Below are 26,029 nucleotides of genomic sequence, written 5' to 3'. Positions count from 1 at the left end.
CGGAAACGGTCCGGCGGCCGGGTCGCGTCGTACCAAACGCTCAGGACCGCGGCGGGTGTCGCCGCTGATCCTCGCGTTTGTGTTGCTGCCTTTTGTTGTCGAGGCTGTTTGGGTGTTTTGGCCTGCGCTGCAGGGGTTCTGGCTGGCGTTGACGAGTTGGGACGGGTTGTCGGCGCCACGGTTCGTCGGGTTCGGCAACTTCGGGGACATGGTCTCGGACCCGATCTTCCGGACCGCGCTGAAGAACACCGCGATCTGGCTGGTGTTGTTCGGTGGACTGAGTGTCATCGGCGGGTTCGGGATGGCGCTGTTGCTGCAGCGCGAGCGGCGTGGGGTCGGGATCTACCGGGCCGCGTTGTTCACCCCGGTCGTGTTCTCGCTGGTGGTCACGGCGCTGATCTGGCGGGTCTTCTACCAGCCGGATGGACTTGTCGACACGGTGTTCCGGTCCGTTGGCCTGGGCAACTTCGTCCGCCCGTGGCTCGCCGACCCGGACACCGCGCTGTACGCCGTGATCGTGCCGGCACTGTGGCGCCAGATCGGCTACGTGATGGTGCTGTACCTGGCCGGCCTGAAGGCGGTCGACCCTGCGCTCTACGAAGCGGCGAAGGTCGACGGCGCATCCGCCTGGCAGCGCACCCGGTACGTCACGATCCCGCAGCTCAAAGGCGTGAACTCGGTCGTCCTCTCGGTGATCGTGATCGACTCGCTGCGCTCCTTCGACATCGTCTGGTCGATGACGAGAGGCGGTCCGTACCACTCGTCGGAGCTGCTCAGCACGTACATGTACTCGACCGCGTTCCAGTCCACCCAGCTCGGCTACGCGTCGGCGATCGCCGTGGTGATCTTCCTGCTCGCACTGGCCGTCATCCTCGGCTACCTCATCCGCGCCTTCCGGGAGGAATCATGATCAGGCGGGTCGGGTACCACGTCGCGATGAGTGTCGTCTCGTTCCTGTGGGTCGCGCCGATCCTCTGGGTGATCGTGATCTCGTTCCGCAGCTTCGACGACGTCGCCGCGAACGGGCTCGGCTCGTTGCCGCATTCGTTCACGCTCTCGACGTACAAGTCGGCGTGGGAGGACGCGGACGAGTTCCGCGCGCTGATCAACAGTCTGTTGGTGACGATCCCGGCGGTTCTGCTCAGCCTCGGGCTGGCGTCGATCGCGGCGTACGGGCTGGCGCGCTACTCGATCCCGTTCCGGCGGACGATCCTGTTGCTGATGTTGATGGGGAACCTGCTGCCGCCGCAGATCCTGCTGATCCCGATCTCCCGGTTCGTGGAGCTGATCGGGTACTACGACACGCTGATCGCGCTGATCGCCGTCCATGTCGGATTCGGGCTGGGGTTCTACACGTTCGTGCTGCACGGGTTCATGCGGGACCTGCCGCGGGAGATCCAGGAGGCGGCGACGATCGACGGCGCCGGGCCGGGGAAGATCTACTCGGCGGTGATCCTGCCGCTGACGCGACCGGCGCTGGCGGCGTTGGGCGCGCTGTCGTTCACGTGGATCTTCAACGATCTGCTCTGGTCGATCACGGTCATCCGCTCCGGGGAGAAGATGCCGGTGACGCCGGCGCTGCTCGGTCTGCAGGGCCTGTTCGTGTCGTCGTGGAACGTGATCGCCGCCGGCACGGTGATCGCCGCGGTGCCTACAGTGGCGGTGTTCCTTCGTTTCCAGAAACACTTCGTGGGCGGATTGGCGATCGGAGCCGTCAAGTGAAGACGTGGACGTTGCGCGGTACAACGACGTCGTACGTCGTCGGCGTCCCCTCGCATGGTCAGTGGGCACAGCTGGTTGCCTGGGGCCCGCATGAGGGTCTCGCTCCCGTCGAGATCGTGGGCACGGAACACTTCGTGCCGCGCGCAGATGTCGAGCCGTTGGAGTACGCCGTCCGCGGGGTCCGATACACCGCTCCCGTGGACCTGGTGATCAGCGGACCGGACGGCTCCGACGAACTCCGCCCACTCTTCACCAACGCGACCCACCCCACCGCAACCGACGCCCACCCGGGGGCCATTTCAGGGGTTAACCCCGCAGGTGGACCGTTCACCCCCCGCATGCAGGGGGTAGAAGGGGCAACCGCAGGGGTTGACCCCTCAAATGGTTCGGCGGCGGCGGCGGAGGAGGAGGTGGGGGCGGCGGTTGGGGAGTTGGAGCTCGGGTTTGTGGATGACCTCCGGGGCGTCCGGCTCGTCCTGCACTACCGGATGGTGGGAGATGTGCTGGAGCGGTGGGTTTCGGTGCAGAACGACGGCACCGACGAGCTGACGTTGCAGCGGCACGACTCGGCCGGGTTCGTGGTGCCTTGTGGGAACATGATCACGTATCTGTGGGGCGAGTGGAACAGCGAGTTCCAGCAGGCCTCGGTGACGTTGCCGCGGGGTCGGTTCACGATCGGGAGTGCGCAGGGGATCACGGGGCACTCGTACTCGCCGTTCCTCGCGACCGACGGGGATGTGGCGTACGGCGTACAGCTTGCATGGTCCGGGTCGTGGGAGATGTCGGCGGACGTCGACACGACCGGACTGCTGCGGATCCAGGCGGGGCGCGTGTCGTCGAGTGCCGGTCTGCGGCTCGAGCCAGGGGAGACCTGGGAGTCGCCGAAGGCTGTCGGCGCTTGCAGTGCTGAAGGCGCCGACGGGTTGGCGCGCGTCTTCCATGAGTACGAGCGGGCGGCGTCGCGTCGGCGTACCCCGAAGGTGTTGTACAACTCCTGGTTCGCGACCGAGTTCGACATTCGGGCGGAGCATCAGCTCGAGTTGGCGCGACGGGCGGCGAGTATCGGGGTCGAGACGTTCGTGGTCGACGACGGCTGGTTCGTCGGCCGGTCCGACGACCGGGGCGGTCTGGGGGACTGGGAGGTCGATCCGGCCAAGTTCCCCGACGGGCTGGACGGGTTCATCGGGCAGCTGAAGGACATCGGACTGGACTTCGGGTTGTGGATCGAGCCGGAGTCGGTCAGCCCGTCGTCGCAGCTGGCCGCCGAGCACCCCGAGTGGATTCTGCGTACGGCGGGGCGCGAGCCGATCCTGATCCGGAATCAGTTGCTGCTCGATCTGAGCCGGGGCGATGTCACGGAGTTCATCTGGAACACGTTGGATCGGCTGCTGTCGTCGTACGACATCAGGTACCTGAAATGGGATGCCAACCGGCCACGGCTGGACAGCGGCGGCCAACGCCGGGACGTCGATGGCCTGGTGGTCGCGAATCTCTACGCCATCCTGGATCGGTTGAGGGCCCAGCATCCCGAGGTTTACGTCGAGGGGTGCGCCGGGGGCGGGGCTCGGGTCGATCTGGGGATGGCCTCGCGGGTGGACACGTTGTGGCCGAGCGACAACACGGCCCCGCTGGATCGGCTCAGGATCCAGGAGGGGTTCCGGACCGGGTTCGCGCCGCATCTGATGAGCTCGTGGGTGACCGATGCCATCGGCACCCATGACGGCCGGGAGCGGTCCCTCGACTTCCGGTTCCACGTCGCGATGGCCGGCGTACTCGGGATCGGCGCGGACCTGTCCCGCTGGTCCGACGAGCAGTTGAAGACGGCAACTCGCCATATCGAGCAGTACAAGGGCTTTCGAGAATTGATTGCCGCTAGCAAGGTCTACGGACTGTCGGCCGGCGTGCAGTACGTCGGCGCGACGCGGTCCGTGGTGTTCCTGTGGGAGACCGGCGACGGCAACGTGCGCGGCACGCTGCCGACCCGGCCGCGGCGGGTGCCGCTGGCCGGGCTGGACCCGGCGAAGAACTACCGGGTGGGCGATGAGGTCCATCCGGGCAGCTACCTGCTGCAGGTCGGGGTCGCGTTCGACGACCCGGCCGACTCGCGGTGCCTGATCGTCGAGGCACTCGACTGACCCGTTCCGCTCAACGGAAGTGCTCTCTCTTAAAGGGGATGACAATGAGGCGAATCCTGGGTGGGGTGATCGCGGCGGCGCTGGTCGCCGGCGCGATCGCGACCACCACAACCCCAGCTGTGGCGGCTCAGGCCACAGCTACAGCACCAGCCGCAGTGCTCAGCCCGACGCCGTACATGGGCTGGAACACGTACTACGGTCTCGGCGGCGACTTCACCGAGGACACCATCAAGTCCGTCGCGGACTCGCTGGTCGATCGCGGCCTGGCGAAGGCCGGGTACGACATCGTCTGGCTGGACGGCGGCTGGCAGGCCGACCAGTCGCGCAGCGATGCCGGCGACCTGGTCCCGAACCCGGCGAAGTTCCCCAACGGACTGAAGCCGCTCGTCGACTACATCCATAGCAAGGGACTCAAGGCGGGCATCTACACCGACGCCGGCCCGTACATCCCGGGCAAGTGCGGTCTCGGCAGCGGCGGCCACTACCAGCACGACGCTGACACCTTCGCGGCCTGGGGCTTCGACGCGGTCAAGGTCGACTATTTGTGCGGGATCGCGGCCAACCTGGATCCGAGGACGGTCTACACCGAGTTCGCCCAGGCGCTGCGGAACAACGCGAGCCACCGGCCGATGATCTTCAACCTCTGCAACCCGGTCACGTCGCCGGACTGGGGCAACTATCCCGAATCCCAGCAGTCGATCAACTCCTGGTCGTACGCACCGGGGATCGCGCAGTCGTGGCGCACGTACACCGATGTCGGCTTCCAGGGCGACATCAAGTTCAAGGACGTACTGCGCAACTACGATGCGAACGCGCGGCATCCGGAGGTGGTCAAGCCGGGTGCGTTCAGCGACCCGGACTACCTCGCGCCCGAGCTCGGGATGACCGACGAGGAGTTCCGGACCCAGCTCACGCTGTGGGCCGTGGCGGCTGCTCCGCTGATCGTCGGTAGCGACGTACGGAAGCTCTCCGCGACCACGGTCGGGATGCTGACGGATCCGGATGTCATCGCGATCAACCAGGACAAGGCCGCGGTACAGGCCGTCCGGGTCGGTGCCGCAGGTACGACGGAGACGTGGGTCAAGCGGCTTGCCGACGGCGGCCGGGCCGTCGTACTGCTGAACCGGGGTGACAGCGCGAAGACGCTGACCACGACCGCGTCGGCAGTCGGTCTGCATGGTTCGCGGTTCACGCTGAAGAACGCGTGGACGAACAAGGTGACCGAGAGCGCCGGCGTGATCAGCGCAGCGGTCCCGGCGCACGGTACGGCGCTGTTCCGGGTCGAGCCGGCTCGCGGCGTACCGGGGATCCCGCACGTGACCGCCGGGATCCCGCAGGTGACGAAGGTCGGCACGGACCCGCAGCCCGCTGATGCCGCGCCGGTGGTTGCCGGAGGCGACGAGCTGACTGTGCAGGTCGCGGTCCGCAACGACGGTACGCTGCCGGTGCTGAAGCCGACCGTGACCGTTGCCGGCGGCACCGGATGGATCGTCAAATCGTTGTCCAAGGCGCCGGTCCTGATCGCGCCTGGCAAGCAGGCAACTTTCGCCTTCACGGCGAAGCTTCCGGCCGGCGCTGCACCCGGAACCGCGAGCCTGACTGCAGTGACGGCGTACCAGACGGTTCTGTACGGCGTGCAGAAGCAGACGACCGTACTGTCGCCGGTGGTTGTCGCGCCGGCGCCGCCGAGCGGGACCGTGCCGCTGTCGCACCACTCGTGGATCACGGCGACGAGCGGCTGGATGTCGCCGACGATCGACGAGAGCGTCGGCGGTGGCAACCCGATCAAGCTCACCGGTACGACGTACCCGACCGGCATCGGCGTCGCGTCGCCGTCACTGATCCGGTACTACGTCGGCAAGGCCTGCTCGCGGTTGACCGGGACGGTCGGTATCGACGACGTGGTCACCAATGTCGGACCGGAGGGCGGCACGTCGACGTTCCAGGTCGTCGGTGACGGCAAGGTCCTGTTCGACAGCGGAGTCGTCGATCGCTTCACCCCGAAGCAGTTCGATGTGGACCTCACCGGCGTCCGCGTCCTCGACCTGGTGGTCGGCGACGCAGGCGACGGCGGCTACAACGACCGCGCCGACTGGGCCGCACCGACCGCAACCTGCTGAACTACCGGAAGGGGCGGGCCAACCGGTCCGCCCCTTCTGCTGCTACTTCCAGTCGACCTCGGTCGACTTGAGCCAGGTCCAGGTGCGGGTGCGCCAGGCGGGGGATTGCTGGGCGAGGCGTGCGGCGTAGGTTGGCCAGTCGGTGGGAGTTTGGTGGGACCAGGCCTTTTCGGCGGCGCCGGGGAGGCGGGGGAGGAGCATGAGTTCGAGCTCCTCGGGGGTGGTGATGCTCTCGCACCAGATCGCGGCCTCGACGCCGGCTACTTGGTCTGCGGAGTCGACGCCGGGCAGGCTGTCGACCGGGTCCCAGGAGATGCCGTGCGCGATCGAGGCGGCGCCGTAGAACTCCAGGCCGAGATGCTTGCGCGCCTCCTCCTGATCAGGGTCCGAGGACGCGTCGGCGTGCGGGCGGTCGAAGTACAGCCAGGTGACCGGGGAGACGATCAGCTTGGCGCCCTGCGCGAGTGCCTTCGGGGCGTCGTACTTCGCCTTGCGTAGGCCTTCGACCAGGATCGGCAGCAGGTCCTCCGGCGGCGTCGGGAGGTCCGGGTTCTGCACCATCGAGTCGACGTCGAGGTCCAGCCAGTACTGCACGACGTCCTCGGAGTCGAGGTCGGCGCGGGCGATCTCCTGCCAGCCGACGACCTTCTTCCCGCGGGCGCGGACGAGCGCGGCCGCCTTCTCGACGAACGCCGCGTGGTCCTCGTCGGCCATGCCCCAGGTCTCGTCGCCGCCGATGTGCACGTACGCGCTCTGTGGGAACTGCGGAATCACACCATCCAGCACGTCCTCTACGAACGACCACGTCTCGTCCCGACCAGGGTCGAGAGTGTTCAGCTGAAGACTGTTTCCATCTCCCAGATCGACGCTATGGATCTCCTCCGGTCCCAACGCCGGATACGCCTTGAACACCGCCGTCGTGTGGCCCGGCATGTCGATCTCGGGTACGACGGTCACGTACCGATCGGCGGCGTACGCCACGAGGTCGGCCAGCTCCGCCTGGCTGTAGTACCCGCCCGGCCGATCACCGATCGCTCCGGCCGCACCCACCTCGGTCAGCAACGGCCGCGACGGTACTTCGACCCGCCAGCCCTGATCGTCCGTCAGATGCAGGTGCAGCACATTGAGCTTGTACAGCGCGAGCATGTCGATCACCCGACGCACTTCGTCCGGCCCGTGGAACGTCCGAACCACGTCGAGCGACAACCCCCGCCAAGCAAACCGCGGCCCGTCGACGATCCGGATCCCGGGAAGCACAGCCTCCCCGTCCTGCACATGAGCGGTAATGAGCTGGCGAAGCGAGGTCAGCCCCCGATGGACCGCCTCCGGCGTCGGCCCCCACACCCGAATGCCTTCGGTGGTGACCTCCAGCCCGTACCGCTCGTCAACAACATCACCATCAGCGCGCAGCCCGGCGACAGGCGGGATCTCGTCGAGGCCTTCGTCGGCGAGCAGGACTGAGATGCCCGGCGCACCGGTGGACAGAGTCAGCCCGGAGTCGAGCCGCACGTCCGCGACGAACTGCTCGGCGGGGCCGGCCAGCTCGGCCGACTGCACGACGACGCCCGATGCGGATCTCAGGGTGTACGTCCTGTCGGTGGTGGTTGTCTTCGCGGTTGCAGGGATCACGGGAAGGCTCATGGGACGAGTTTGCGGCAATACAGGGCGTCTGGGGTACCGCTGGATCCGAGGCGGGTGGTGAAGGCTATGCCGGCTATGTACTCGTCGTCTGCGCACTGGCCCTTGTAGTTGCCGTTGGCGAAGTCGCCGCCGGCGCCGGCGCGGTTGTCTGCGCGGTCGAACCAGACTGTGCGGCCGGTCGCGCTCAGCGATTGCGACGTACCGGCGCACAGGGCGGAGGACACACGGGCACCGCGGACGCTGTAGCCGATCAGGTAGAAGTTCGGCGCGCACTCGAACTTCGTGTAGCCGGAGGCCCAGTCGGACGAGACATGGCTCTCGTCCTTGACGGCTTCGTAGGCGCCCGACCAGATAGGTCCACCTGACCGGCACAGGCCGCGGTTGCCGGTGTGGCTGAGTCCGATCAGGCGTAGGCCGTCGGGGCAGGCGGTCTTGCGGGCGCCGTTGTCCCAGTCGCCGGCAGCGCGCATCCGGAGCGACTCGACGAAGTCGCCGTGGTCGGGGCTGAGCATCTTCCAGACAGTCGTAGCACCCACCGGTCCGGTTTTGCTGGGTGCGTTCATCAGTCGCGTCCAGGCGGATGCGCGCCAGTCGTCGCCGTCGTACAGGCCGATCCGATGACCGGTCGAGTCCCAGGCCAGTAGCGCCCAGCCGTTGTCCGGGGTGCCGTCGGTGTTGTGCCAGCCGACCAGCGGCCAGTAGGCGAAGTCCGCGTCGGTTTGGATCAGTTGATCGACGAAGTGCTCGAACCATGCCCGCGGCAACTCCCCGGTCTCCGCACGGCCGCCGATGCCGAACTCGCTGATCCACAGTGGCGCGGTGAAGTGGCCCTCCTCGCCGGTGACGAAGAACGCCTGCCGGTTCAGTTCGCTGATCAGTTCCTCCGGCGACAGATCGCGGTACCGCGGGTCGTGGGTCTCGCCGGTCCCGGTCGCGCCGCTGTGGCGCGGGCCGGTGTAGTCGTAGAAATGCGCCGAGTACACCAGCTTGTCGGAGGCAACCAGCGTGTGCGAGAGGTAGCGCGCCGGGGTCAGCGTCGGCCGGTCGTGGGGGAGACCGTCGGCCGGGATGCCGGTCCAGTTGATGCCTTCGACCACGATCAGCAGGTTCGGGTTCGACTCGGTGAGGATGCGGTCGCCGAGGTGCTGGGATGCGGCGAACCAGTCGTGCTCGTCGCCGAGGCCCCAGTTCGGGTCGTCCAGCAGGTCCCGCCGTACCTCGTTGTAGAGGTCGGCGCCGACGACCCGTGGGTTGGTCTTGTAGCGGTTGACCATGAACAGCCAATCGCTCTCCCAGGTCTCGGTCGACTGGCTCGCGTTCCAGCGCTCGTTGCCGTCCAGACCACAGCACCAGCGGGTGGTGTTCGTGTGGTTGTTGAGGATCACGGCGAAACCGGCCGCGGTGAGTTGCTGTACGACGACGTCGTACACCTCGAGTGGTGTCTTGCCGGCCAGGCCCGGGTTCGCGGCGACGGCGGCGGCAGGGATCGGCGCGGCGTCGTGGATCATCTCGTTCGAGAACTGCAACCGGATGCTGTTCAGGCCGAGCTCGGCGAAGCCGGAGATGATGTCGGCCATCGGCGCGCGGTCGAGGCCGAGCGGCATCCGGTTGCTGTTCTCACCGGCGTGGTGGTTGGCGTTGTCGTTCTGGTCGCCGGAACCGTTCCAGGTACCGCTGGCGCCGTGCCAGTTCCCGGACTTCAGCCGGAAGCGGTTGCCGTCGGCATCGACGACGTAGCGGCCGCGGGTACTCAGCGGAGGAGTCCAGCCGGCCACCAGCTGAGTGGACGCGTGCGCCACGGGCCGAGCGGAGGCGGTCGCGGGAACCGTTGGGCTGATGACAGCCAGGAGCACGACGATGACTGCAGACGGGGCGATTCTGCGCATGCTTCGATCGTCCGGTCTTGCGCTGACTGCCGCCCGCGGGCCCGGCGCGTCGCGCCGGGCCCCGACCGCTACTTCACGCTGCCGATGACTTTGAGTGAGATCACGGACAGGTTCGGCACCGTGGTCTCGCCGCCGATCTGCGTGTCGTACGACAACGAACCCAGGATCTGCACGTTCGCCTGGAACAGGTCGTCCTCGACCAGGTCGGACACGTCGGCGGAGAGGTTCGTCAGTACGGTGTTGGTCGGGTAGTCGACGAATCCGTACGACACCTTGTGCTTCACACCGTCGACGTCGGCCCGGAACGCGTCCTCACCGGTCGCGGCGTCGAACTGCGTGACGCGGCCGTAGACGACGTACGCCTCGCCGATGTGGTCGTCCGGACTCTTCGCGATCTTCGCCCACTGGCGCGCGGTGAGCTTCTTGTAGGTGGTCTTGCTGGTCTTCGGCGCGGTCGTCGTCTTCGGAGCGACGGTCGGCTTCGGGCTGTTGTCGGCGGTCGGTTTGGCGGCCGGCTTGGGCGGCGGTGCCGTCACGGTGACCGTCGTCGGTGGCGCGGTGACTTCGACCGCCGCGCCCGGGACCGTCATCGTCGCCGTGGCTACGGGCAGGCCCGCGGCTGTGGATGCGGTCGGCTGCCGGCCGGCCCCCGCATTGCCGGCCGCGGCGCCGAGCGCGAACAGGACCAGCCCGGACAGCACGGCCCACCCGACTTTCGCCCCACGCGACATCGGCCTCTGCGAAGCCGACCGGAGTGGAGCGGGTTGGCCCGGAGGTGGCTGCTGTGCCGAGTACGGCTCTTGTGGCGAGTACGGCTGCTGTGGCTGATGCGGCGGTGGCGACTGGTACTGCGGGAACTGCGGCTGATTCGGGTCGTGCGGATACTGCTGAGACATGATGATTTCCTTCCCCCCGGTCCCCGAGCCCCCCTCGGGATCCGCCACCACGGTAACGGTGAGTGACTATTTTGCCTAGATCAGAGCGCATAGTGTTCCCGGACCAGCGCGTCGCCGAGGCCTGGGAAGGCGGCGATCCGGCAGGTCGGCCGGTGATCTTCCAGCACGGAACGCCGTCCGGACGGTTGCAGGCGGCGCTGGGGCATGCGGCCGCGGAGCGGTGCGGGGTGCGCTTGATCTCGTTCAGCCGGCCCGGGTACGGGCGTTCGACGAACACGCCGCCGAGTCTGTCGTCGGTTGCCGAGGACACGTTGCGCGTCGCCGACGAGCTCGGCGTCGACGAGTTCGCTGTCCTAGGCGCGTCGGGTGGTGGGCCGTACGCGATCGCGACTGGTCTGGCCGATCCGCAGCGGGTGAAGGCCGTCGGGCTCGCGGGCGGGGTGGGACTGTGGCGGTCGATCGAGCCACCGGATCCGTCCGATCCGGATCTGCCGCTGCTCGCGTTGGCGGATGCGGGTGATGTGGCCGGTGCGCTCGACGGCTTCCGTCGGCAGGGCGCGCAGGACTATGCCGGGATGTTGGCGCTCGGCGACGCGGAGATGGTGGACGCGTTCTTCGAGGGCGTGCCGGGCGAGGAGCTCGGCTGGCTGGATGCGGCGGCGCGAGCTGTGTGGGCCGCCGACGCACGCGAAGCCCTGGCGTCGTACGACGGTTACGCCCGGGACAACGTGTCCTGGGGAGCTGCGTGGGACATCGATCCCACGCGGCTCACCGTTCCGACCTGGCTCTGGTACGGCGGCACCGACCGGATGGTCCCGCCGTCCCACGCCCACTGGTTCGCCGAACGCATCCCGCACGCCAACCTGACCATCCGCCCAGGCGAAGGCCACGGCCGCACGATCTTCGGCCACTGGACCGACATGCTCACAACTCTGGGTGGCGGATCTCCAGGCCATCACAATCGCGGATCGGGCCGGCGTTGAGGCGGAGGTGCCGGGGGACCCTGTGATTGTGATGGCCTGGGGATCCGCACTTACCGCGTGCGGTGCTCCTGGGCCAGGTCCTTCAGGTAGAGGGCGCTGGCCTTGGGCGTGCGCTGCTGGGTCTCGTAATCGACGCGGACGATGCCGAAGCGTTTGACGTAGCCGTAGGCCCATTCGAAGTTGTCCATCAGCGACCAGGCCAGGTAGCCGCGGATGTCGGCGCCCTGCTGGATCGCGTCGGCAACGGCGGCGAGGTGGGAGGTGAAGTACGCCGTACGGTCGGTGTCGTCGACGAAGCCGGTCTCGTCGGGGACGTCCTCGAACGCCGAGCCGTTCTCGGTGATGACCATGGGAAGGCCGGGGTAGTCGCGGGCGATGCTCACCAGGAGATCGGTGAAGCCTTCCGGGACGATCTCCCAGTCCATCGCGGTGCGCGGCTTGCCGAGCGGTACGTCGCGGCTGATGGGCAGCCCGGCCGCGTCCTCGGTGCTCCCGTCCTCGGCGTACCCGGTGAACTTCTGGCTGAAGTAGTAGTTCACCCCGAGCACGTCGATCGGCGCCGAGATGATCTCCAGGTCACCGTCCTCGATCGGCAACTCCACACCCTCACGGGCGAGATCGGCGACCACGTCGGCCGGGTAGTGGCCGTGGACCAGAGGATCGAGGTAGATCCGCCGGCCCATCCCGTCCGCCCGCCGCGCCGCGTCGACGTCCGGCTCCGCGTCCGAGGCCGGGTACGCCGTCGCGACGTTGAGCGTGATCCCGATGTCCGACGGTCGCGGCGCCGCCGCCCGCATCTGCGAAGTCGCGAGCCCGTGCCCGAGCAGCAGATGATGGACGGCGGCGATCGCGGCCGGGTACTCGCGCCGCCCCGGAGCATGCGCGCCGTACGCGTACCCGAGCATCGCCGAGCACCACGGCTCGTTCAGGGTCGTCCATGTGTCGACGCGGTCCTTCAACGCGTCGAAGACGAGCATCGAGTACTCCGCGAACCGGTACGCGGTGTCGCGCACCGGCCAGCCGCCCGCGTCCTCGAGCTCCTGCGGCAGGTCCCAGTGGTACAGCGTCACCCAGGGGTCGATGCCCTGGGCAAGCAGCTCGTCGACCAGCCGGTCGTAGAACCCGAGGCCGGCCGGGTTCACCGGGCCCTTGCCGTGCGGCTGCACCCGCGGCCAGGCCACCGAGAACCGGTACGTGTCCAGGCCGAGTTCCTTGATCAAGGCAACATCGGCCGGCATCCGGTGATAGTGGTCGCAGGCAACATCGCCGGTGTCGCCGTTGTCGATCGCTCCCGGCACGCGGCAGTAGGTGTCCCAGATCGACGGGGTCCGGCCGTCGGCGGCGATCGCACCCTCGATCTGGTACGCCGACGTCGCGACACCCCAGCGGAATCCGGACGGAAGTCCCGCGACCAGGTCGGCCGCCCCCGAGACAGAAGTCGTGCTCATCCACGTCCTCGCTTCGCTCCGGGCGCGGATGAGACACGAGATGCGCTGTGTCTGATGATGAACTCGCTTCGCTCGTTCATGGTCAACCCTTCTAAGCAACAGGAACGCGGCCAGGGAGCCAGCACGCGACAGAGCGGGTGGGATCGTTGCGGGCCGCCGGGATCCCCAGCACCGGAATCTCCGCGGAGCAACGGTCGAAGGCCTGCGGGCAGCGCGGATGGAACGCACACCCGGATGGCATGCCCCGCAGGTCCGGTGGCGAGCCCGGGATTCCGGCGAGTTCGCGACGGGCGCCACGCAACGCCGGGAACGACTTGAGCAGGCCTTCGCTGTACGGATGCAGCGAGTCCTTGTAGAGATCCCCCGACCGGGCCTCCTCGACGATACGGCCGCCGTACATGATCGCGATCCGGTCCGAGAACTCGACCAGCAGCGACAGGTCGTGAGTGATGAACAGCACCGAGAACCCGAGCCGTTCGCGGAGCTCCACCAGCTGCGCGAGAATCTGCCGCTGCATCACCACGTCCAGAGCAGTGGTCGGCTCGTCCATGATCACGACCTGCGGCTCGAGCACGAGCGCCATCCCGATCATCACCCGCTGCCGCATCCCGCCGGACAGCTGGTGCGGGTACGCGTCCATCCGGTCGGCGGAGATTCCCACCAGCTTCAGGATCTCCTGGGCCCGCGCGGTCCGGGCCTGCGCCGACAGTTGTGGCTCGTGCGCCTTGATCGCGTCGACCATCTGGGTCGAGACCTTGTGCACCGGGTTGAGCGAGTTCATCGCGCCCTGGAACACGATCGACGTCTCGGCCCAGCGGAACTTCCGCAACTCCGGGTCGGTCAGCGCCATCACGTCGTACGGGTCGCCGGTCGGCGGGTGGTAGATCACCGAGCCGCCGCTGATCACGCCGGGCGGCGGCAGCAGTCGCGTCACGCCGTACGCCAGCGTCGACTTCCCGCTGCCGCTCTCGCCGGCCAGGCCGAGCACCTCGCCGCGGTGCAGCGTCAGCGTTACATCACGGACCGCCTGCACCGCCTCCGAGCCGAGTCCGTAGTCGACATGGAAGTCCTTGATCTCCAGTACCGGCGTCTTCACGCGGCATCCTCCTTGCGACGTACGACGGGAGTCACCGGCTCGCGCGCAGACGAGAGGACCGGGGTGAATCCGACCCGCATCCGGACCGAGTGCCCGTCCTTGGTCTTGACCCGGGTGTGACCGCTGGACCGCAACCGCGGGCTGACGAACTCGTCGATGCCGAAGTTGATCAGCGACAGCGCCGTACCGAGGAAGGCGATCGCGAGACCGGCCGGGACGAACCACCACCAGGCGCCCTGCGCCAGAGCCTGCTGGCTCTGCGCCCAGAACAGGATCGTGCCCCAGTTCCACTCGGAGATCGTCGAGATGCCGATGAACGCGAGCGTGATCTCGGACATCACCGCGAAGATCACCGTGCCGACGAAACCGGACGCGATGATCGCGGTCAGGTTCGGCATGATCTCGAAGGTGATGATCCGCCACGTGCTCTCACCGGTCGCCCGCGCGGCCTCCACATAGTCCCGCCGTCGCAGCGACAACGTCTGCGCCCGCAGTACCCGGGCGCCCCACGCCCACGAAGTGAAACCGATGACCAAGGCAACCATCAGGTCGCCGGCCGAGGGGATGGTCGAGGCAACGATGATGATCAGCGGCAGGGCCGGGATCACCAGGAAGACGTTCGACAGGGCGGACAGGCTGTCGTCCGCCGCGCCGCCGAGGAAGCCTGCGCTGACGCCGATCAGGATCGACAACGCCGTCGCGACCAGGCCGGCCAGCAGGCCGACGAACATCACCCCGCGGGTGCCGACGAGCACCTGGCTGAAGATGTCCTGGCCGAGGTGCGTCGTACCGAACCAGTGTTTGCCGGACGGCGCCTGGATCAGGTCGCTGCTGCGGGCCGACGGGTCGAACGGCGCGATCCACGGGCCGATGATCGCGATCAGGCAGAAGAACCCGAGCACGACCAGGCCGATCGCGGCCTTGGGGTTGGCCACGAACCGCAACCGGCGCCGTTTGGCCGGTGCCGCCGCGACTTCCGGGCCCTCCGGCGTGACCGCAGTGATGGTGCTGGTGGGTGCGGACACGTCAGCCCTCCTTCCGGGTACGCGGGTCGAGGAGCAGGTAGGCGACGTCGGCCAGCAGGTTGGCCACCAGGACCGACAACGTGATGACCAGGAAGACGCCCTGCATCAGCGGATAGTCCTTCGCGCCGACGGCCTGGAAGAGGTTGTAGCCGATGCCGGGGTAGGAGAAGACGATCTCCACCAGCAGCGTGCCGCCGACGATGAAGCCGAGCGACAGCGCGAAGCCGGAGACGTTCGGCAGCAGCGCGTTGCGGGCCGCGTAGCTGACCATCACCCGGCGCTCGGGCAGACCCTTCGCGTGTGCGACGGTGATGTAGTCCTCCGACGCTACGGTCACCATCATGTTCCGCATGGTCAGGATCCAGCCGCTCACCGACGAGATCAGGATCGTGACCGCCGGCAGCAGGCTGTGCTGGATCGCGCTGCCGATGAAGGCCCCGTTCCAGCTCGGCACCAGGCCGGGCTCGTAGCCGCCGGACGACGGGAAGAAGCTGCCCGGGCCGGCCAGCAGCGTGATCGCCAGCAGACCGAGCCAGAAGTACGGGATCGACGACAGGAATGTTGTCACCGGCAACAATCCGTCCATGATCGAGCCGCGTCGCCAGCCCGCGATCACGCCGAGCGACGTACCGATCATGAAGCTGGCGAACGTCGTGATGCCGACCAGCGCGATCGTCCACGGCAGGCTCTGCTTGAGGATCTCCGACACCGGCGTCGGGAAGAACGTGAACGACAGCCCCAGATCGCCGTGGAACACCTGGCCCCAGTAGTCGATGTACTGGCTCCAGATCGACGCGTTCTTGTCCAGGCCGAACAGCACGTACAGCGAGTTGATCGCCTCGGTGCTCATTTGGCCCTGAAACTTGTTGATCAACGAGGTGACCGGGTCGCCCGGGATCAGTCGCGGGATGAAGAAGTTGATGGTGAGCGCGGCCCACGCGGTGAACAGGTAGAACGCCAGCCGTTGCAGGAGGAACTTCATCGAGCGGCGCCTTCCTCGTAGAGCCAGCACGCGGCCCAGTGACCCTGAACGGGCAGCTCGAAACGGGGCGGGAGCTCGGTCGAGCACTTCGGCATCGCGTGCACGCAGCGCGGATGGAACCGGCAGCCGGTCGGCGGTGCGATCAGGCTGGGCGGTTCGCCGCCGGCCTGGTCCTCCGGCGTACTGAGCTCGCCGAGCCGGTCGGGATCGGGCGCGCTGTCGATCAGCAGCTGGGTGTACGGGTGGGCGGGATTCTGCGTGACGGTCTCCGAATCGCCGCCCTCGACCAGGCGGCCGGCGTACATCACCAGGGTCTCGTCGGCGAAGTACCGGGCCGACGCGATGTCGTGGGTGATGTAGAGGATGGCGAGATTGAGCCGTTCCTTCAGGTCGCGCAGCAGGTTCAGGACGCCGAGGCGGATCGACACGTCGAGCATCGAGACCGGCTCGTCGGCGAGCAGCGCCTCGGGATCGGCGCCGAGCGCGCGGGCGATCGACACACGCTGCCGTTGGCCGCCGGACAGCTCGTGCGGGAACTTGTCGAGGTACCGCTCCGGCGGCGTGAGCTGCACCCGCTCCAGCAGGTCGCGGAGGTTCTGCTCGAGCTCGCCCGCGCGGCCGTGGATCTTCAGCGAGCGGGTCAGGTGGTACCGCACGGTGTGCGTCGGGTTCAGTGAGGCGAACGGGTCCTGGAAGATCATCTGCACGCGGCGCGCGTAGGCGCGGAACTTGCGGCCGCCGTGCACCGTGACGGCTTCGCCGTGCAGCCGGATCTCGCCGGAGGTACGCCCGTACAGCTGGGCCATCAGCCGCGCGACGGTCGACTTGCCCGAACCGGACTCCCCGACGAGCGCGGTGACGCGGCCCCGCCGCAGGGTGAGTTTGATGTCGTCGACCGCGTGCACGACCTTGTGCTCGCGGGACAGCAGGTCGCGGACGCCCCGTCGTACCGGGAAGTGCTTGGTGAGGCCCTCAGCCTCCAGAACAACCTCGGTCTCGGTGACCGTCATAACACTCCAATCACGGCCCCGCGGCGCCGGGGCAGGATGGCCCCGGCGCCGCGGTCCGAATCACTGGCTGCCGGCGGGCTTCAGGTTGAGGATGATCTGCAGAGCGTTCTGCTGGGTCGGCTGGGCCGGCCCGTACTGGTTCTGCTCGTCGGGCCAGCCGACCCAGTTCTTCGTGCTGTAGAGACCGCCGACGTTGGATGCCGAGGTGGGGATCACCGGCATCTGCTCGACCATGATCTTCTGCAGCGTGTTCAGCGCCGTGGTCCGCGTCGCGTCGTCCGCGGCGTTGGCGTACTGGTCCAGCGCCTTGGTCGCCTCCGGGCTGTTGAACCGGCCGTAGTTGCCGCTCACGCCGCCCTTGCCGACCGGCTTCAGGATCTTGCCGTCCATGATGTTCTGGTAGATGTCGAACGGCGTCGCGCCGCCGTTGGTCCAGTGCATCGCGGCGTCGAATCTGCCCTCGTCGATGTTCTTGAACCAGGCGTCCTGGTTGGCCTTGTCGATGGTGGCCTTGATCCCGATCGTGGACAGGTTGTCCTTGATGATCTCCAGGTCGGTCTGGTAGTCCGACCAGCCGGCCGGGTCGGTCAGCGTGATCGTCACCGGCTTGCCGGCCGGGTCCTTCAGTACGTCGCCCTCGAGCTTGAAGCCCGCGTCGGAGAGCTCCTTCTTGGCGCCGTCGACGTCGACCGAATGCTTCTTGTCCTTGTACTCCGGGGCGATGAACGAGTCACCGGCCGGGGTCGGGATCCCGGTGACGGACTCGACCTTCGGGTAGAAGTAGCCGGCCTCGCCCTGCTGGAAGATGTCGTCGCGGTTGATCACCAGGTTCATCGCCCGGCGCAGCGCCGGGTTGTCGAACGGCTTCTTGGTGGTGTTGATCCACAGGCCGTGGATGCCGAGGTTCGCCGGGAACCACAGCTTGTGGTGCGCCGGATCCTTGTCCTGGTAGACCGCCTTCACGTTCGGGACGAAGACGAAGCTCCACTCCGACGAGCCGTTGGCCAGCGCGGTGGTCTGCGCGTTGTTGTCGTTGTACGACGTGTACCGCAGCTCCTTGACCTTCGGGAGGTCCTGCCAGTACGAGTCCCGCAACGTCAGCGTGGTGGTCTGCGGGGTGAACGACTTGACCGTGTACGGGCCGGTGCCGATCGGGTTCTTCAGGGTGTCCTGGCTCGGGTCCTTGATCGTCGACCACTGGTGCTTCGGGACCACGAACACGGTCAGGATCTTGTTCTGGTTGGTGAACTGCGACCGGGTGAAGGTCAGGTCGACCTTGTTGCCGGACGCGGTGATCGTGCCGTACGGGATCGCGTCCTGGTTCAGGCCCTCGTTGTCCTTGCGCAGCTGGAACGAGTAGGCGACGTCGTCGGCGGTCATCGGCTGGCCGTCGGAGAACTTGACGCCGTCCCGGATGGTCAGCGACAGCTTGGTGTAGTTGGCGTCCCACTTCCACTCGGTCGCCAGCCAGGGCTTGCCCGGCTCGGTGGGCTTGATCCCGTTGATCATCACCAGCGGCTCGAAGATCATCCAGCGGTAGCCCAAGGAGGCGCCCGAGGAGGAGCCGAGGAACGGGTTGTGGTTCTCGGTCTGCGGTCCGTTCGGCATGCCGATGTTCAGAACGGTTGCCCCGCTGCTGGACCCGCTGTTGGCGGCCTTCCCGTCCCCGTTACTGCAGGCAGCCAGTGTGGCTGCCGCGAGCAGGCCCGTGAGGGCCAGCGCGACTGTGCGTCGTGCTCGCATCGGTTCCTCCTGTGCATCTGTTGGCGGATGACCCACCCTGAGCCGGTGGGCCAGTGCATCGTGGCGTGAGAACGCTCTCATCGGAAGAGCGAACGCCTTAACGGATCGATATCGAGGGGTACGCCGGCGGCGGGACAGGGGCAGCTGCCCCGCCACCGGAGTCTTCTAGTGGGACCGGGATTTCGGGGCGGGTCTGGTCCTCGTGAGGGGTTTCGGGGCGGTTGAGCTGCGGACGATCAGCGTCGTCGGCAGCACCTGCGGGGTCTCGGGCAGCGGCGTGCCGCCGAAGTACCCCATCAGCATCCGGGCGGCGGCCTGGCCCATCTGGCGCATCGGCTGATGCACCGTGGTCAGCGGCGGCTCGGTGTGTTCGGCGTACGGGATGTCGTCGAACCCGACCACCGACACGTCGTTCGGCACGTTCCGCCCGGTCTCCCGGACGGCCTGGATGGCGCCGCCGGCGGAGAGGTCGTTGTGGGCGAAGACCGCATCGAACTCGAGTCGTTCGCCGAGTGCGTGCTGGACGCCGCGGCGCCCGCTCTCGTGGGTGAAGTCGCCTTCGAACACGAGTCTCGGGTCGAGCTCGGCGCCGGCCTTCGCGTAGGTGTCGCGGAAGCCGTCCAGCCGTTCGTGGGTACAGCCGAAGCGTTCGACGCCGGTGATCACCAGTGGCCGGCGACGGCCCAGCTCCAGCAGGTGCCGGGCGGCGGACTCGCCGCCGGCGTAGTTGGTGGTGGCGACGGACGGGAACTGCGGGCGGTTGTCGCGGTCGTCGATCAGGACCACCGGCAGACCGCGGGCGTGGAGTTGCTCGATGTAGGTGAGGGTGCCTTCGGGCTCGATCACCAGCAGGCCGTCGAACGACTGCGACGAGACCTGGGACGCGAACTGCTGCATGGATTCCGCACCGCGGTTGACGGTGAACAGCAGCAGGCCGTACCCCTCGCTCTCGACCACGTCGACCGCGCCCTGCAGCACCTCGCCCATCCAGGGCCAGGTGAGCGACGGGACCAGCATTCCGACGATCCGGGTCCGGCCGCGGGCCAGGCCGACGGCGCGGGCGCTCGGCACGTACCCGAGCTCGTCGATCACCTGCCGGACCCGCTCGGCGGTCCGCAGGTCCAGCTCGCCCTTGCCGTTGAGGACGCGCGACACGGTCGTCTTGCTGACACCGGCGCGGGCCGCGACATCGGCGATGGTGATGGACATGCTGACTCTCCCCTCGGGCGGTCGGGGTGAAGATCTACGGAACCGGTTTCGGAAGCGGTTCCGTAGATCAAAGCCGAGAGCGCAAGGCACCGTCAATCACGGAGCGGTAACGAATCGCGACTTAGTTCATACCTTGGAGGAAGGGGGATCTTCCGCCTGGCGAGGGGGCATGATGAACTGCCGGACGAGTGGCCCGCCAGGGGCCGGGCAGGGTGAGGTCAGATGGAAGTACGCCGGACCACGGTGCGTGACATGCGCCGGTCCAACCGCTCGGTGATCCTCACCAGCATCTACCGCGAGGGCCCGCTCAGCCGCCAGGAGCTGACCGTCCGGACGTCGCTCAGCGCCGCGAGCGTGAGCAACCTGGTCGCGGAGCTGATCGCCGAGGGCGTGGTCGAGGAGGCCGGCTCGGTCGAGTCCGAGGGTGGCCGGCCGCGGGTGCTGCTGCGGGTGGCGTCGACCTTCCGGTACGTCGTGGGCGCCGAGGTCGGCGAGACCCGGGTTCGCGTCGAGCTGTTCGACCTGGCGATGAACGTGCTGGCCCGCGCCGATCACCCGATCAGCACGCCGACCCCCGCCGAGGTCGTGAAGCACGTGCTGGAAGGGCTTTCGAGCGTGATCGCGTCGTCCGGTGTCCAGCCCGCGCAGGTCCTCGGACTGGGCGTTGCGGTCGCCGGTGTGGTCGAGGACAACGCGGTCGTCGACGCGCAGACGCTCGGCTGGGAAGCGGTTCCGCTCGCCGAGATGCTTGCTGAGGGCACCGATATCCCGGTGCACGTGGACAACGGCGCGAACATGCTCGGCCAGGCCGAGATGTACTTCGGCGCCGGCCGCGGTGCGACCGACGCGGTGGTGGCGCTCGTCGGGTCCGGTGTCGGCTCCGCCCTGGTGGCCGGTGGGTCCAGCTACCGCGGCGCCCGCAGCAGCGCGGGCGAGTGGGGCCACATGACGATTGTGTACGGCGGCCGCCAGTGCCGGTGCGGTGCGTTGGGCTGCCTCGAGGCGTACGTCGGCGCGGAAGGGGTGCTCGATCGCTACCGCGAGGCCGGCGGGCTGGTCGAGGGCGACGAGGAGGCTGCCTTCGTCGAGCTGCTCTCGTCGACTTCGGAGCCGGCGGCAACCATCATCGCGGACACGATCGGCTACCTCGCGGCCGGATTCGCGAACCTGGTCAACCTCGTGAACCCTGAGCGCATCGTTCTCGGTGGCTGGGCAGGTCTGCTGCTCGGTGAGAAACATCTGGACGAGCTGCGCGCCGAGGTCGGCAAGCACGCACTCCGGCGGCCGTACGCGCAGGTGTCCATCGTGCTGTGCGAGCTGGGCCGCGACGCCGTAGCACTCGGCGCCGCGACCCTTCCCGTAGTGCGGTTATTGCGCGACGGTGGCGCACTTCCGCGCTAGACGGTCCACTTCTGGTTCGCTCCGCCGCCGCAGGTCCAGATCTGTGTCGGTGTGGAGTTGGCGGAGTTGTTGCCGGTGACATCGAGACACTTGTTGGCCTGTGGATTCACCAGGTCGTGCCCACTCGTGTAGGTCCATTGCTGGGCCGCGTTGCCGTTGCAGGTCGCCAGTTGCACTCGGGTGCCGTCGGCAACCCCGGCGTTCGCGACGTCGAGACACTTGCCCAGGGCACGGATCGTGCCGTCACCAGGACGGGTCCACTGCTGGGCGTTCGTGCCGTTGCAGTCGTACAGCTGCACCGTCGTGCCATCCGCGGCGTTCGCGCCGGCGACATCCAGGCACTTGCCGGCCAGGCCGGTGATCTGCGAGCCGCTGCCGCCGGAGCTGCCAAGCGTGGAGACGCGGACGTAGTCGACCGTCATGGTCTGCGGCATCACGGTGGAGCCGTCCGGGTTGCCCGGCCAGCCGCCGCCGACCGCCACGTTCATGATCATGAAGAACGGGTGGTTGAAGACCCAGGTGTTGCCGTTCAGGTCGGCCGGCGTCCGACGCTCGTACTGCACGCCGTCGACCGACCAGGTGATCGAGTCCGGCGCCCAGTCCACCGCGAAGGTGTGGAAGTCGTCGGCGAACGACCAGCCGTTCGGATGGTTGTACGCCGCGCCGATGCCGCCGGCGCCGGAGTAGCCCGGTCCGTGGATGGTGCCGTGCACGGTAGCCGGCTCCTTGCCGATGTTCTCCATGATGTCGATCTCGCCGTCGTTCGGCCAGTTGCCGCCGCCGAGCATCCAGAAGGCCGGCCAGAGCCCTTGCCCGCGGGGGATCTTGATCCGCGCCTCGAACCGGCCGTACGTCTGGGTGAAGGTCTGCGAGGTGAGCAACCGGGCCGACGTGTACTGGCACGGGCCGTACCAGCACTGGAAGCCGCCGCTCTCCTGGCGGGCGGTGATGACCAGGTTGCCGTTGCCGTCGAGGGCCGAGTTCCGGGTGCTGTTGGTGTAGTACTCGAGCTCGCTGTTGCCCCAGCCGCCGCCACCGGTGTCGTACCGCCACTTGGCGGGGTCGGGGGCCTGGCCTGACGGGCCGTCGAAGTTGTCCTCCCAGACCGTTGCCGTCGTTGCGGCGGCCGCCTGCTGATGTGCGGTGGCAGCGGGCTGGAGGACGGCGGTGGCGGCCAAGGCGGCACCGACCGCGAGAAGTGCGAGCATGCGTGGACGCTTCATGAGACCTCATTTCGGGGGCGTCTTAATGAGGACAGGGATTGGGCGGCAGCGTGCCGTGAGAACGCTCTCAGGTCAACCCCGGGACTAAATAAAAGATCTGAAAAAAGTCTCCCGCGCGGCGTTGACACTGATGTGCACGGATGGTTACCTCTTGCTGACCAGCTGTTGCGGCGCGGGCAGACGCCGACAACTTCACCGCCCCAAACTCCTTTCAGCAAAGGGAGAACCGCCCCATGCCCGCGAAACGTCTCTTGCCGGTTGCGGTTGCCGCCCTGTGCGCGGCCGCCGCCGGACTCGGCTTCGGTACCGCACCGCCCGCCCAGGCGGCCGGTGAGCAGGTGAACATCTGGCTGACCACCACCAACGACTCGGCCGGCCGCAACGTCACCCGCGGCCTGCAGCAGCAGACGCCGGTGAGCTTCGGCCCGGCCGGCGGCTCGGCGAACCAGACCATCACGGTCAACGAGAACACGACGTACCAGTCCTTCGAGGGCGGCGGCGCGTCGTTCGCCGACAGCTCCGCCTGGTTGCTGAACAGCAGCAACACGATCTCGGCCGCGACCCGCGACCAGGTGATGAAGGACCTGTTCGACCCCGTGAACGGGATCGGGCTGGCCTTCATCCGCAACCCGATGGGCGCCTCCGACCTGGCTCGGTTCAACTACTCCTTCGACGACACCTGCTGCAACCTGGACGACTTCAGCATCAACCACGACCTGGCGGACGTGGTCCCGCTGACCAAGCAGGCGCGGCAGCTCAACCCGGCCGTGAAGGTGATGGGCTCGCCGTGGAGCGCGCCGGCCTGGATGAAGGACAACAACGACTTCGTCCACCGTGGCTGGCTCAAGGCCGAGTACTACCCGATGTACGCGCAGTACTTCGTCAAGTACATCCAGCAGAACCAGGCCCAGGGCAACCGCATCGACTACGTCTCGGTGCAGAACGAGCCAACCTGCTGCGGCACCGACGACACCGGCTACGCGTCGATGAACTGGAACGGCTCGGGCCTGCTCGAGTTCACCAAGAACAACCTGCTGCCCGCGCTGCACGCGGCCGGGCTGACGACCAAGGTGCTGATCCTCGACTACAACTGGGGCAACTACAACGACCTCGGTTCGGTCCCGATCGCGGATGCTGCCCTGCGCAACGATCCGAACTTCGGCGGCATCGCCTGGCACGGGTACGGCGGCGACGTGAACCTGCAGACCCAGATCCACAACCAGTACCCGTCGGTGAACGCGTACATGACCGAGCACTCGGGCGGCACCTGGATCGGGAACCAGCAGACCGAGGACATGAACAACCTCGTCGACTACACCCGCAACTGGGACAAGTCGTGGGTCAAGTGGGGTATCGCGCTCGACCAGAACCACCTGCCGTACGTCGGTGCCGGGTGCAACGTCTGCACCGGGCTGGTGACGGTGCAGCGCGGTGGCAGCCGGGCCGGTCAGGTCGACAAGACCATCGAGTACTACACGATGGGCCACCTGACCAAGTTCGTGAAGCCGGGCGCGCTGCGGATCGACTCGACCGCGAACGGCTCGGTGAAGAACGTGGCCTGGAAGAACCCCGACGGTTCGAAGGCCCTGATCGCGTACAACACCACCGGGAGCTCGCAGTCGGTGCGGGTGAACTGGGGCTCGCAGTCCTTCGTCTACACCCTGCCGACGCAGACGTCCGCGACCTTCACGTGGTCGGGCTCGCAGAGCGGCGACGGCGGCGGTGGTGGCGGTGGCGGTCAGATCACCGGCCTGGCCGGCAAGTGCATGGACATCGCCGGAGCCAGCAGCGCCGACGGTACGGCGGTCCAGCTGTACGACTGCAACGGTACGACGGCCCAGCAGTGGAGCCGTCCCGGCGACGGGACGATCCGGGCCCTCGGCAAGTGTCTCGACGTCAACGCCGGCTCCGTGGCCAACGGGGCCAAGGTGCAGCTGTATTCGTGCAACGGCAGCGCCGCCCAGCAATGGACCTACACGAGCGGGAGCGATCTGGTGAATCCACAGGCGAACAAGTGTCTCGATGTCACAGGCAACAATTCCGCGAACGGTACGCCGCTGCAGCTGTGGAGCTGCACCGGTGCCGCGAACCAGAAGTGGACCGTGTCATGAGGCGCCTGGCGGCGGCTGCCGCGGCCTTGGTGCTCGGCGCCGGTCTGTTGATGGCGGCCGCTCCGGCACAGGCAGCGACCGGGACGATCACGGGGTTGGCCGGGAAGTGTGCGGATGTGGCGGCGGCGAACAGTGCGGACGGGACGCAGGTCCAGCTGTACGACTGCAACGGGTCCTCCGCGCAGCAGTGGTCGCGGCAGAGTGACGGAACGCTGCGTGCACTGGGCAAGTGCTTGGACGTGTCGGGTGGCTCTGTGGCCAACGGTGCGCGGGTGCAGCTGTGGACGTGTAACGGCAGTGCGGCGCAGCAGTGGACCTACACAGCAGGGCGCGACCTGGTGAACCCGCAGGCGAACAAGTGCCTCGATGTCACCGGCAACAATTCGGCCAACAGCACGCCGCTGCAGCTGTGGAGCTGCACGGGTGCGGCGAACCAGAAGTGGAACGCGCCGGCCGGGGACGACGGACCACCGCCGACCGGTAGCGGTCCGATGGCGGCCGCGCCGTACCTCTATGAGGGCTGGGGTGACCCGCCGAACCCGGCGACCGTGATGAACGTGTCCGGGGTGAAGTGGTTCACGATGGCGTTCATCCTGTCCAACGGGTACTGCAACCCGCAGTGGGACGGCGGCCGGGCGCTCACCGGCGGCGTGGACCAGCAGGCGATCAACACGGTCCGGTCCAACGGCGGCGACGTCGTGGTGTCGTTCGGCGGCTGGTCGGGCAACAAGCTCGGCCAGAGCTGCGGGTCCGCGAGCGAGCTGGCGGCGGCGTACCAGAAGGTGATCAACGCGCTGTCGCTGAAGGCGATCGACATCGACATCGAGGATCAGGAGATGGCGCAGCCGGCGGTCCGGCAGAAGGTCATCGACGGGCTCAAGATCATCGAGCAGAACAACGCCGGCATCACGACGTACCTCACCTTCGGTACGACGACGTCCGGGCCGGACGGGAACGGTCAGGACCTGATCCAGCGCGGCGCGAACTCCGGGTTGAACCTGGACGGCTGGGTGATCATGCCGTTCGACTTCGGCGGCGGGTCCACCAACATGGGCACGCTGACGCGGCAGGCGGCCGACGGGCTGAAGAACCAGGTCAAGGCGGCGTACGGGCTGAGCGACGAGGCGGCGTACCGGAAGATCGGGATCTCCTCGATGAACGGCAACACCGACAACGCCGGTGAGCGCGTGAACCTGTCGGACTTCGAGTCGATCCTGTCGTACGCGTCCCAGCACCACCTGGCCCGCTTCACGTTCTGGTCGGTCAACCGCGACCGCCCCTGCACCGGCGGCAGCGCCGACAGCTGCTCGGGCATCTCCCAGAACCCGTGGGACTTCTCGAAGGTGATCGGGCGGTACCAGGGGTAGCGGATCCCCAGGCCATCACAATCGGCCCGCG

At 67.6% G+C, this 26,029-nt stretch carries 19 protein-coding genes; 8 read left to right on the top strand and 11 right to left on the bottom strand.

Annotation, left to right across the window (positions count from 1 at the left end):
• Positions 1-112: 112 nt before the first annotated feature.
• From OHA18_RS04450 to OHA18_RS04435, 4 genes are read left to right on the top strand one after another with little or no spacing between them, the layout of a single operon-like run.
• Positions 113-910, top strand: coding sequence for a carbohydrate ABC transporter permease (locus tag OHA18_RS04450; RefSeq protein WP_329002339.1), 798 nt, complete (start codon positions 113-115; stop codon positions 908-910).
• On the top strand, positions 907-1,722 hold the full coding sequence (locus tag OHA18_RS04445) for a carbohydrate ABC transporter permease (protein WP_329002338.1): 816 nt from the start codon (positions 907-909) through the stop codon (positions 1,720-1,722). Before OHA18_RS04450 ends, OHA18_RS04445 begins: the two co-directional genes overlap by 4 nt.
• On the top strand, positions 1,719-3,857 hold the full coding sequence (locus OHA18_RS04440; RefSeq protein ID WP_329002337.1) for an alpha-galactosidase: 2,139 nt from the start codon (positions 1,719-1,721) through the stop codon (positions 3,855-3,857). Before OHA18_RS04445 ends, OHA18_RS04440 begins: the two co-directional genes overlap by 4 nt.
• Before the next feature lie 44 nt (positions 3,858-3,901).
• Entirely contained in the window at positions 3,902-5,977 is a 2,076-nt protein-coding gene (locus tag OHA18_RS04435; RefSeq protein WP_329002336.1) for an NPCBM/NEW2 domain-containing protein, read from the top strand.
• 42 nt (positions 5,978-6,019) lie between these two features.
• On the opposite strand, the gene OHA18_RS04430 is transcribed toward OHA18_RS04435, so the two are convergent.
• From OHA18_RS04430 to OHA18_RS04420, 3 genes are all read right to left on the bottom strand, one after another.
• Positions 6,020-7,618 (bottom strand): beta-N-acetylhexosaminidase, encoded by a 1,599-nt coding sequence (locus OHA18_RS04430; protein ID WP_329002335.1) that lies wholly within the window; start codon positions 7,616-7,618, stop codon positions 6,020-6,022.
• Positions 7,615-9,504, bottom strand: coding sequence for a glycoside hydrolase family 5 protein (locus OHA18_RS04425; protein ID WP_329002334.1), 1,890 nt, complete (start codon positions 9,502-9,504; stop codon positions 7,615-7,617). Before OHA18_RS04425 ends, OHA18_RS04430 begins: the two co-directional genes overlap by 4 nt.
• A 68-nt stretch (positions 9,505-9,572) precedes the next feature.
• Positions 9,573-10,400 carry a hypothetical protein gene (locus OHA18_RS04420; RefSeq protein WP_329002332.1) on the bottom strand — a complete coding sequence of 276 codons (828 nt, stop codon included), beginning with the start codon at positions 10,398-10,400 and terminating at the stop codon, positions 9,573-9,575.
• 71 nt (positions 10,401-10,471) lie between these two features.
• Between OHA18_RS04420 and OHA18_RS04415 the strand changes: the two genes are divergently transcribed.
• Positions 10,472-11,383: an alpha/beta fold hydrolase gene (locus OHA18_RS04415; RefSeq protein WP_329002331.1), complete on the top strand. Its 912-nt coding sequence runs from the start codon at positions 10,472-10,474 to the stop codon at positions 11,381-11,383.
• Positions 11,384-11,433: 50 nt separating this feature from the next.
• Here OHA18_RS04415 and OHA18_RS04410 read toward each other — a convergent pair whose 3' ends face one another.
• The 7 genes from OHA18_RS04410 to OHA18_RS04380 form a co-directional block, all read right to left on the bottom strand.
• Complete coding sequence (locus OHA18_RS04410; protein WP_329002329.1) at positions 11,434-12,831, bottom strand: GH1 family beta-glucosidase; 1,398 nt, start codon at positions 12,829-12,831, stop codon at positions 11,434-11,436.
• 91 nt (positions 12,832-12,922) lie between these two features.
• On the bottom strand, positions 12,923-13,927 hold the full coding sequence (locus OHA18_RS04405; RefSeq protein WP_329002328.1) for an ABC transporter ATP-binding protein: 1,005 nt from the start codon (positions 13,925-13,927) through the stop codon (positions 12,923-12,925).
• Entirely contained in the window at positions 13,924-14,952 is a 1,029-nt protein-coding gene (locus OHA18_RS04400; protein WP_329002327.1) for an ABC transporter permease, read from the bottom strand. The genes OHA18_RS04405 and OHA18_RS04400 overlap by 4 nt, the downstream gene beginning before the upstream one ends.
• A 1-nt stretch (position 14,953) precedes the next feature.
• Positions 14,954-15,934, bottom strand: coding sequence for an ABC transporter permease (locus OHA18_RS04395; protein ID WP_329002326.1), 981 nt, complete (start codon positions 15,932-15,934; stop codon positions 14,954-14,956).
• On the bottom strand, positions 15,931-16,944 hold the full coding sequence (locus OHA18_RS04390; RefSeq protein ID WP_329002324.1) for an ABC transporter ATP-binding protein: 1,014 nt from the start codon (positions 16,942-16,944) through the stop codon (positions 15,931-15,933). The genes OHA18_RS04395 and OHA18_RS04390 overlap by 4 nt, the downstream gene beginning before the upstream one ends.
• A gap of 60 nt (positions 16,945-17,004) precedes the next feature.
• Positions 17,005-18,687: an ABC transporter substrate-binding protein gene (locus OHA18_RS04385; RefSeq protein ID WP_329002322.1), complete on the bottom strand. Its 1,683-nt coding sequence runs from the start codon at positions 18,685-18,687 to the stop codon at positions 17,005-17,007.
• Positions 18,688-18,852: 165 nt separating this feature from the next.
• Entirely contained in the window at positions 18,853-19,896 is a 1,044-nt protein-coding gene (locus OHA18_RS04380) for a LacI family DNA-binding transcriptional regulator (RefSeq protein WP_329002321.1), read from the bottom strand.
• A gap of 222 nt (positions 19,897-20,118) precedes the next feature.
• Here OHA18_RS04380 and OHA18_RS04375 point away from each other — a divergent pair, with 222 nt between their 5' ends.
• Positions 20,119-21,297 (top strand): ROK family transcriptional regulator, encoded by a 1,179-nt coding sequence (locus OHA18_RS04375; RefSeq protein ID WP_329002319.1) that lies wholly within the window; start codon positions 20,119-20,121, stop codon positions 21,295-21,297.
• Here the strand turns inward: OHA18_RS04375 and OHA18_RS04370 are convergent.
• Positions 21,294-22,520 (bottom strand): family 16 glycosylhydrolase, encoded by a 1,227-nt coding sequence (locus tag OHA18_RS04370; protein WP_329002318.1) that lies wholly within the window; start codon positions 22,518-22,520, stop codon positions 21,294-21,296. The genes OHA18_RS04375 and OHA18_RS04370 overlap by 4 nt on opposite strands.
• Positions 22,521-22,753: 233 nt before the next feature.
• On the opposite strand from OHA18_RS04370, the gene OHA18_RS04365 reads away from it, so the two are divergent.
• On the top strand, positions 22,754-24,631 hold the full coding sequence (locus OHA18_RS04365) for a lectin (protein ID WP_329002317.1): 1,878 nt from the start codon (positions 22,754-22,756) through the stop codon (positions 24,629-24,631).
• Positions 24,628-25,998 (top strand): ricin-type beta-trefoil lectin domain protein, encoded by a 1,371-nt coding sequence (locus tag OHA18_RS04360; protein ID WP_329002315.1) that lies wholly within the window; start codon positions 24,628-24,630, stop codon positions 25,996-25,998. Before OHA18_RS04365 ends, OHA18_RS04360 begins: the two co-directional genes overlap by 4 nt.
• Positions 25,999-26,029 lie beyond the last annotated feature (31 nt).

This window comes from Kribbella sp. NBC_00709, from assembly GCF_036226565.1.
Classification (GTDB): domain Bacteria; phylum Actinomycetota; class Actinomycetes; order Propionibacteriales; family Kribbellaceae; genus Kribbella.
Note: the sequence above shows the minus strand (reverse complement) of the source record. Positions and strands in the feature narration are given on the sequence as shown.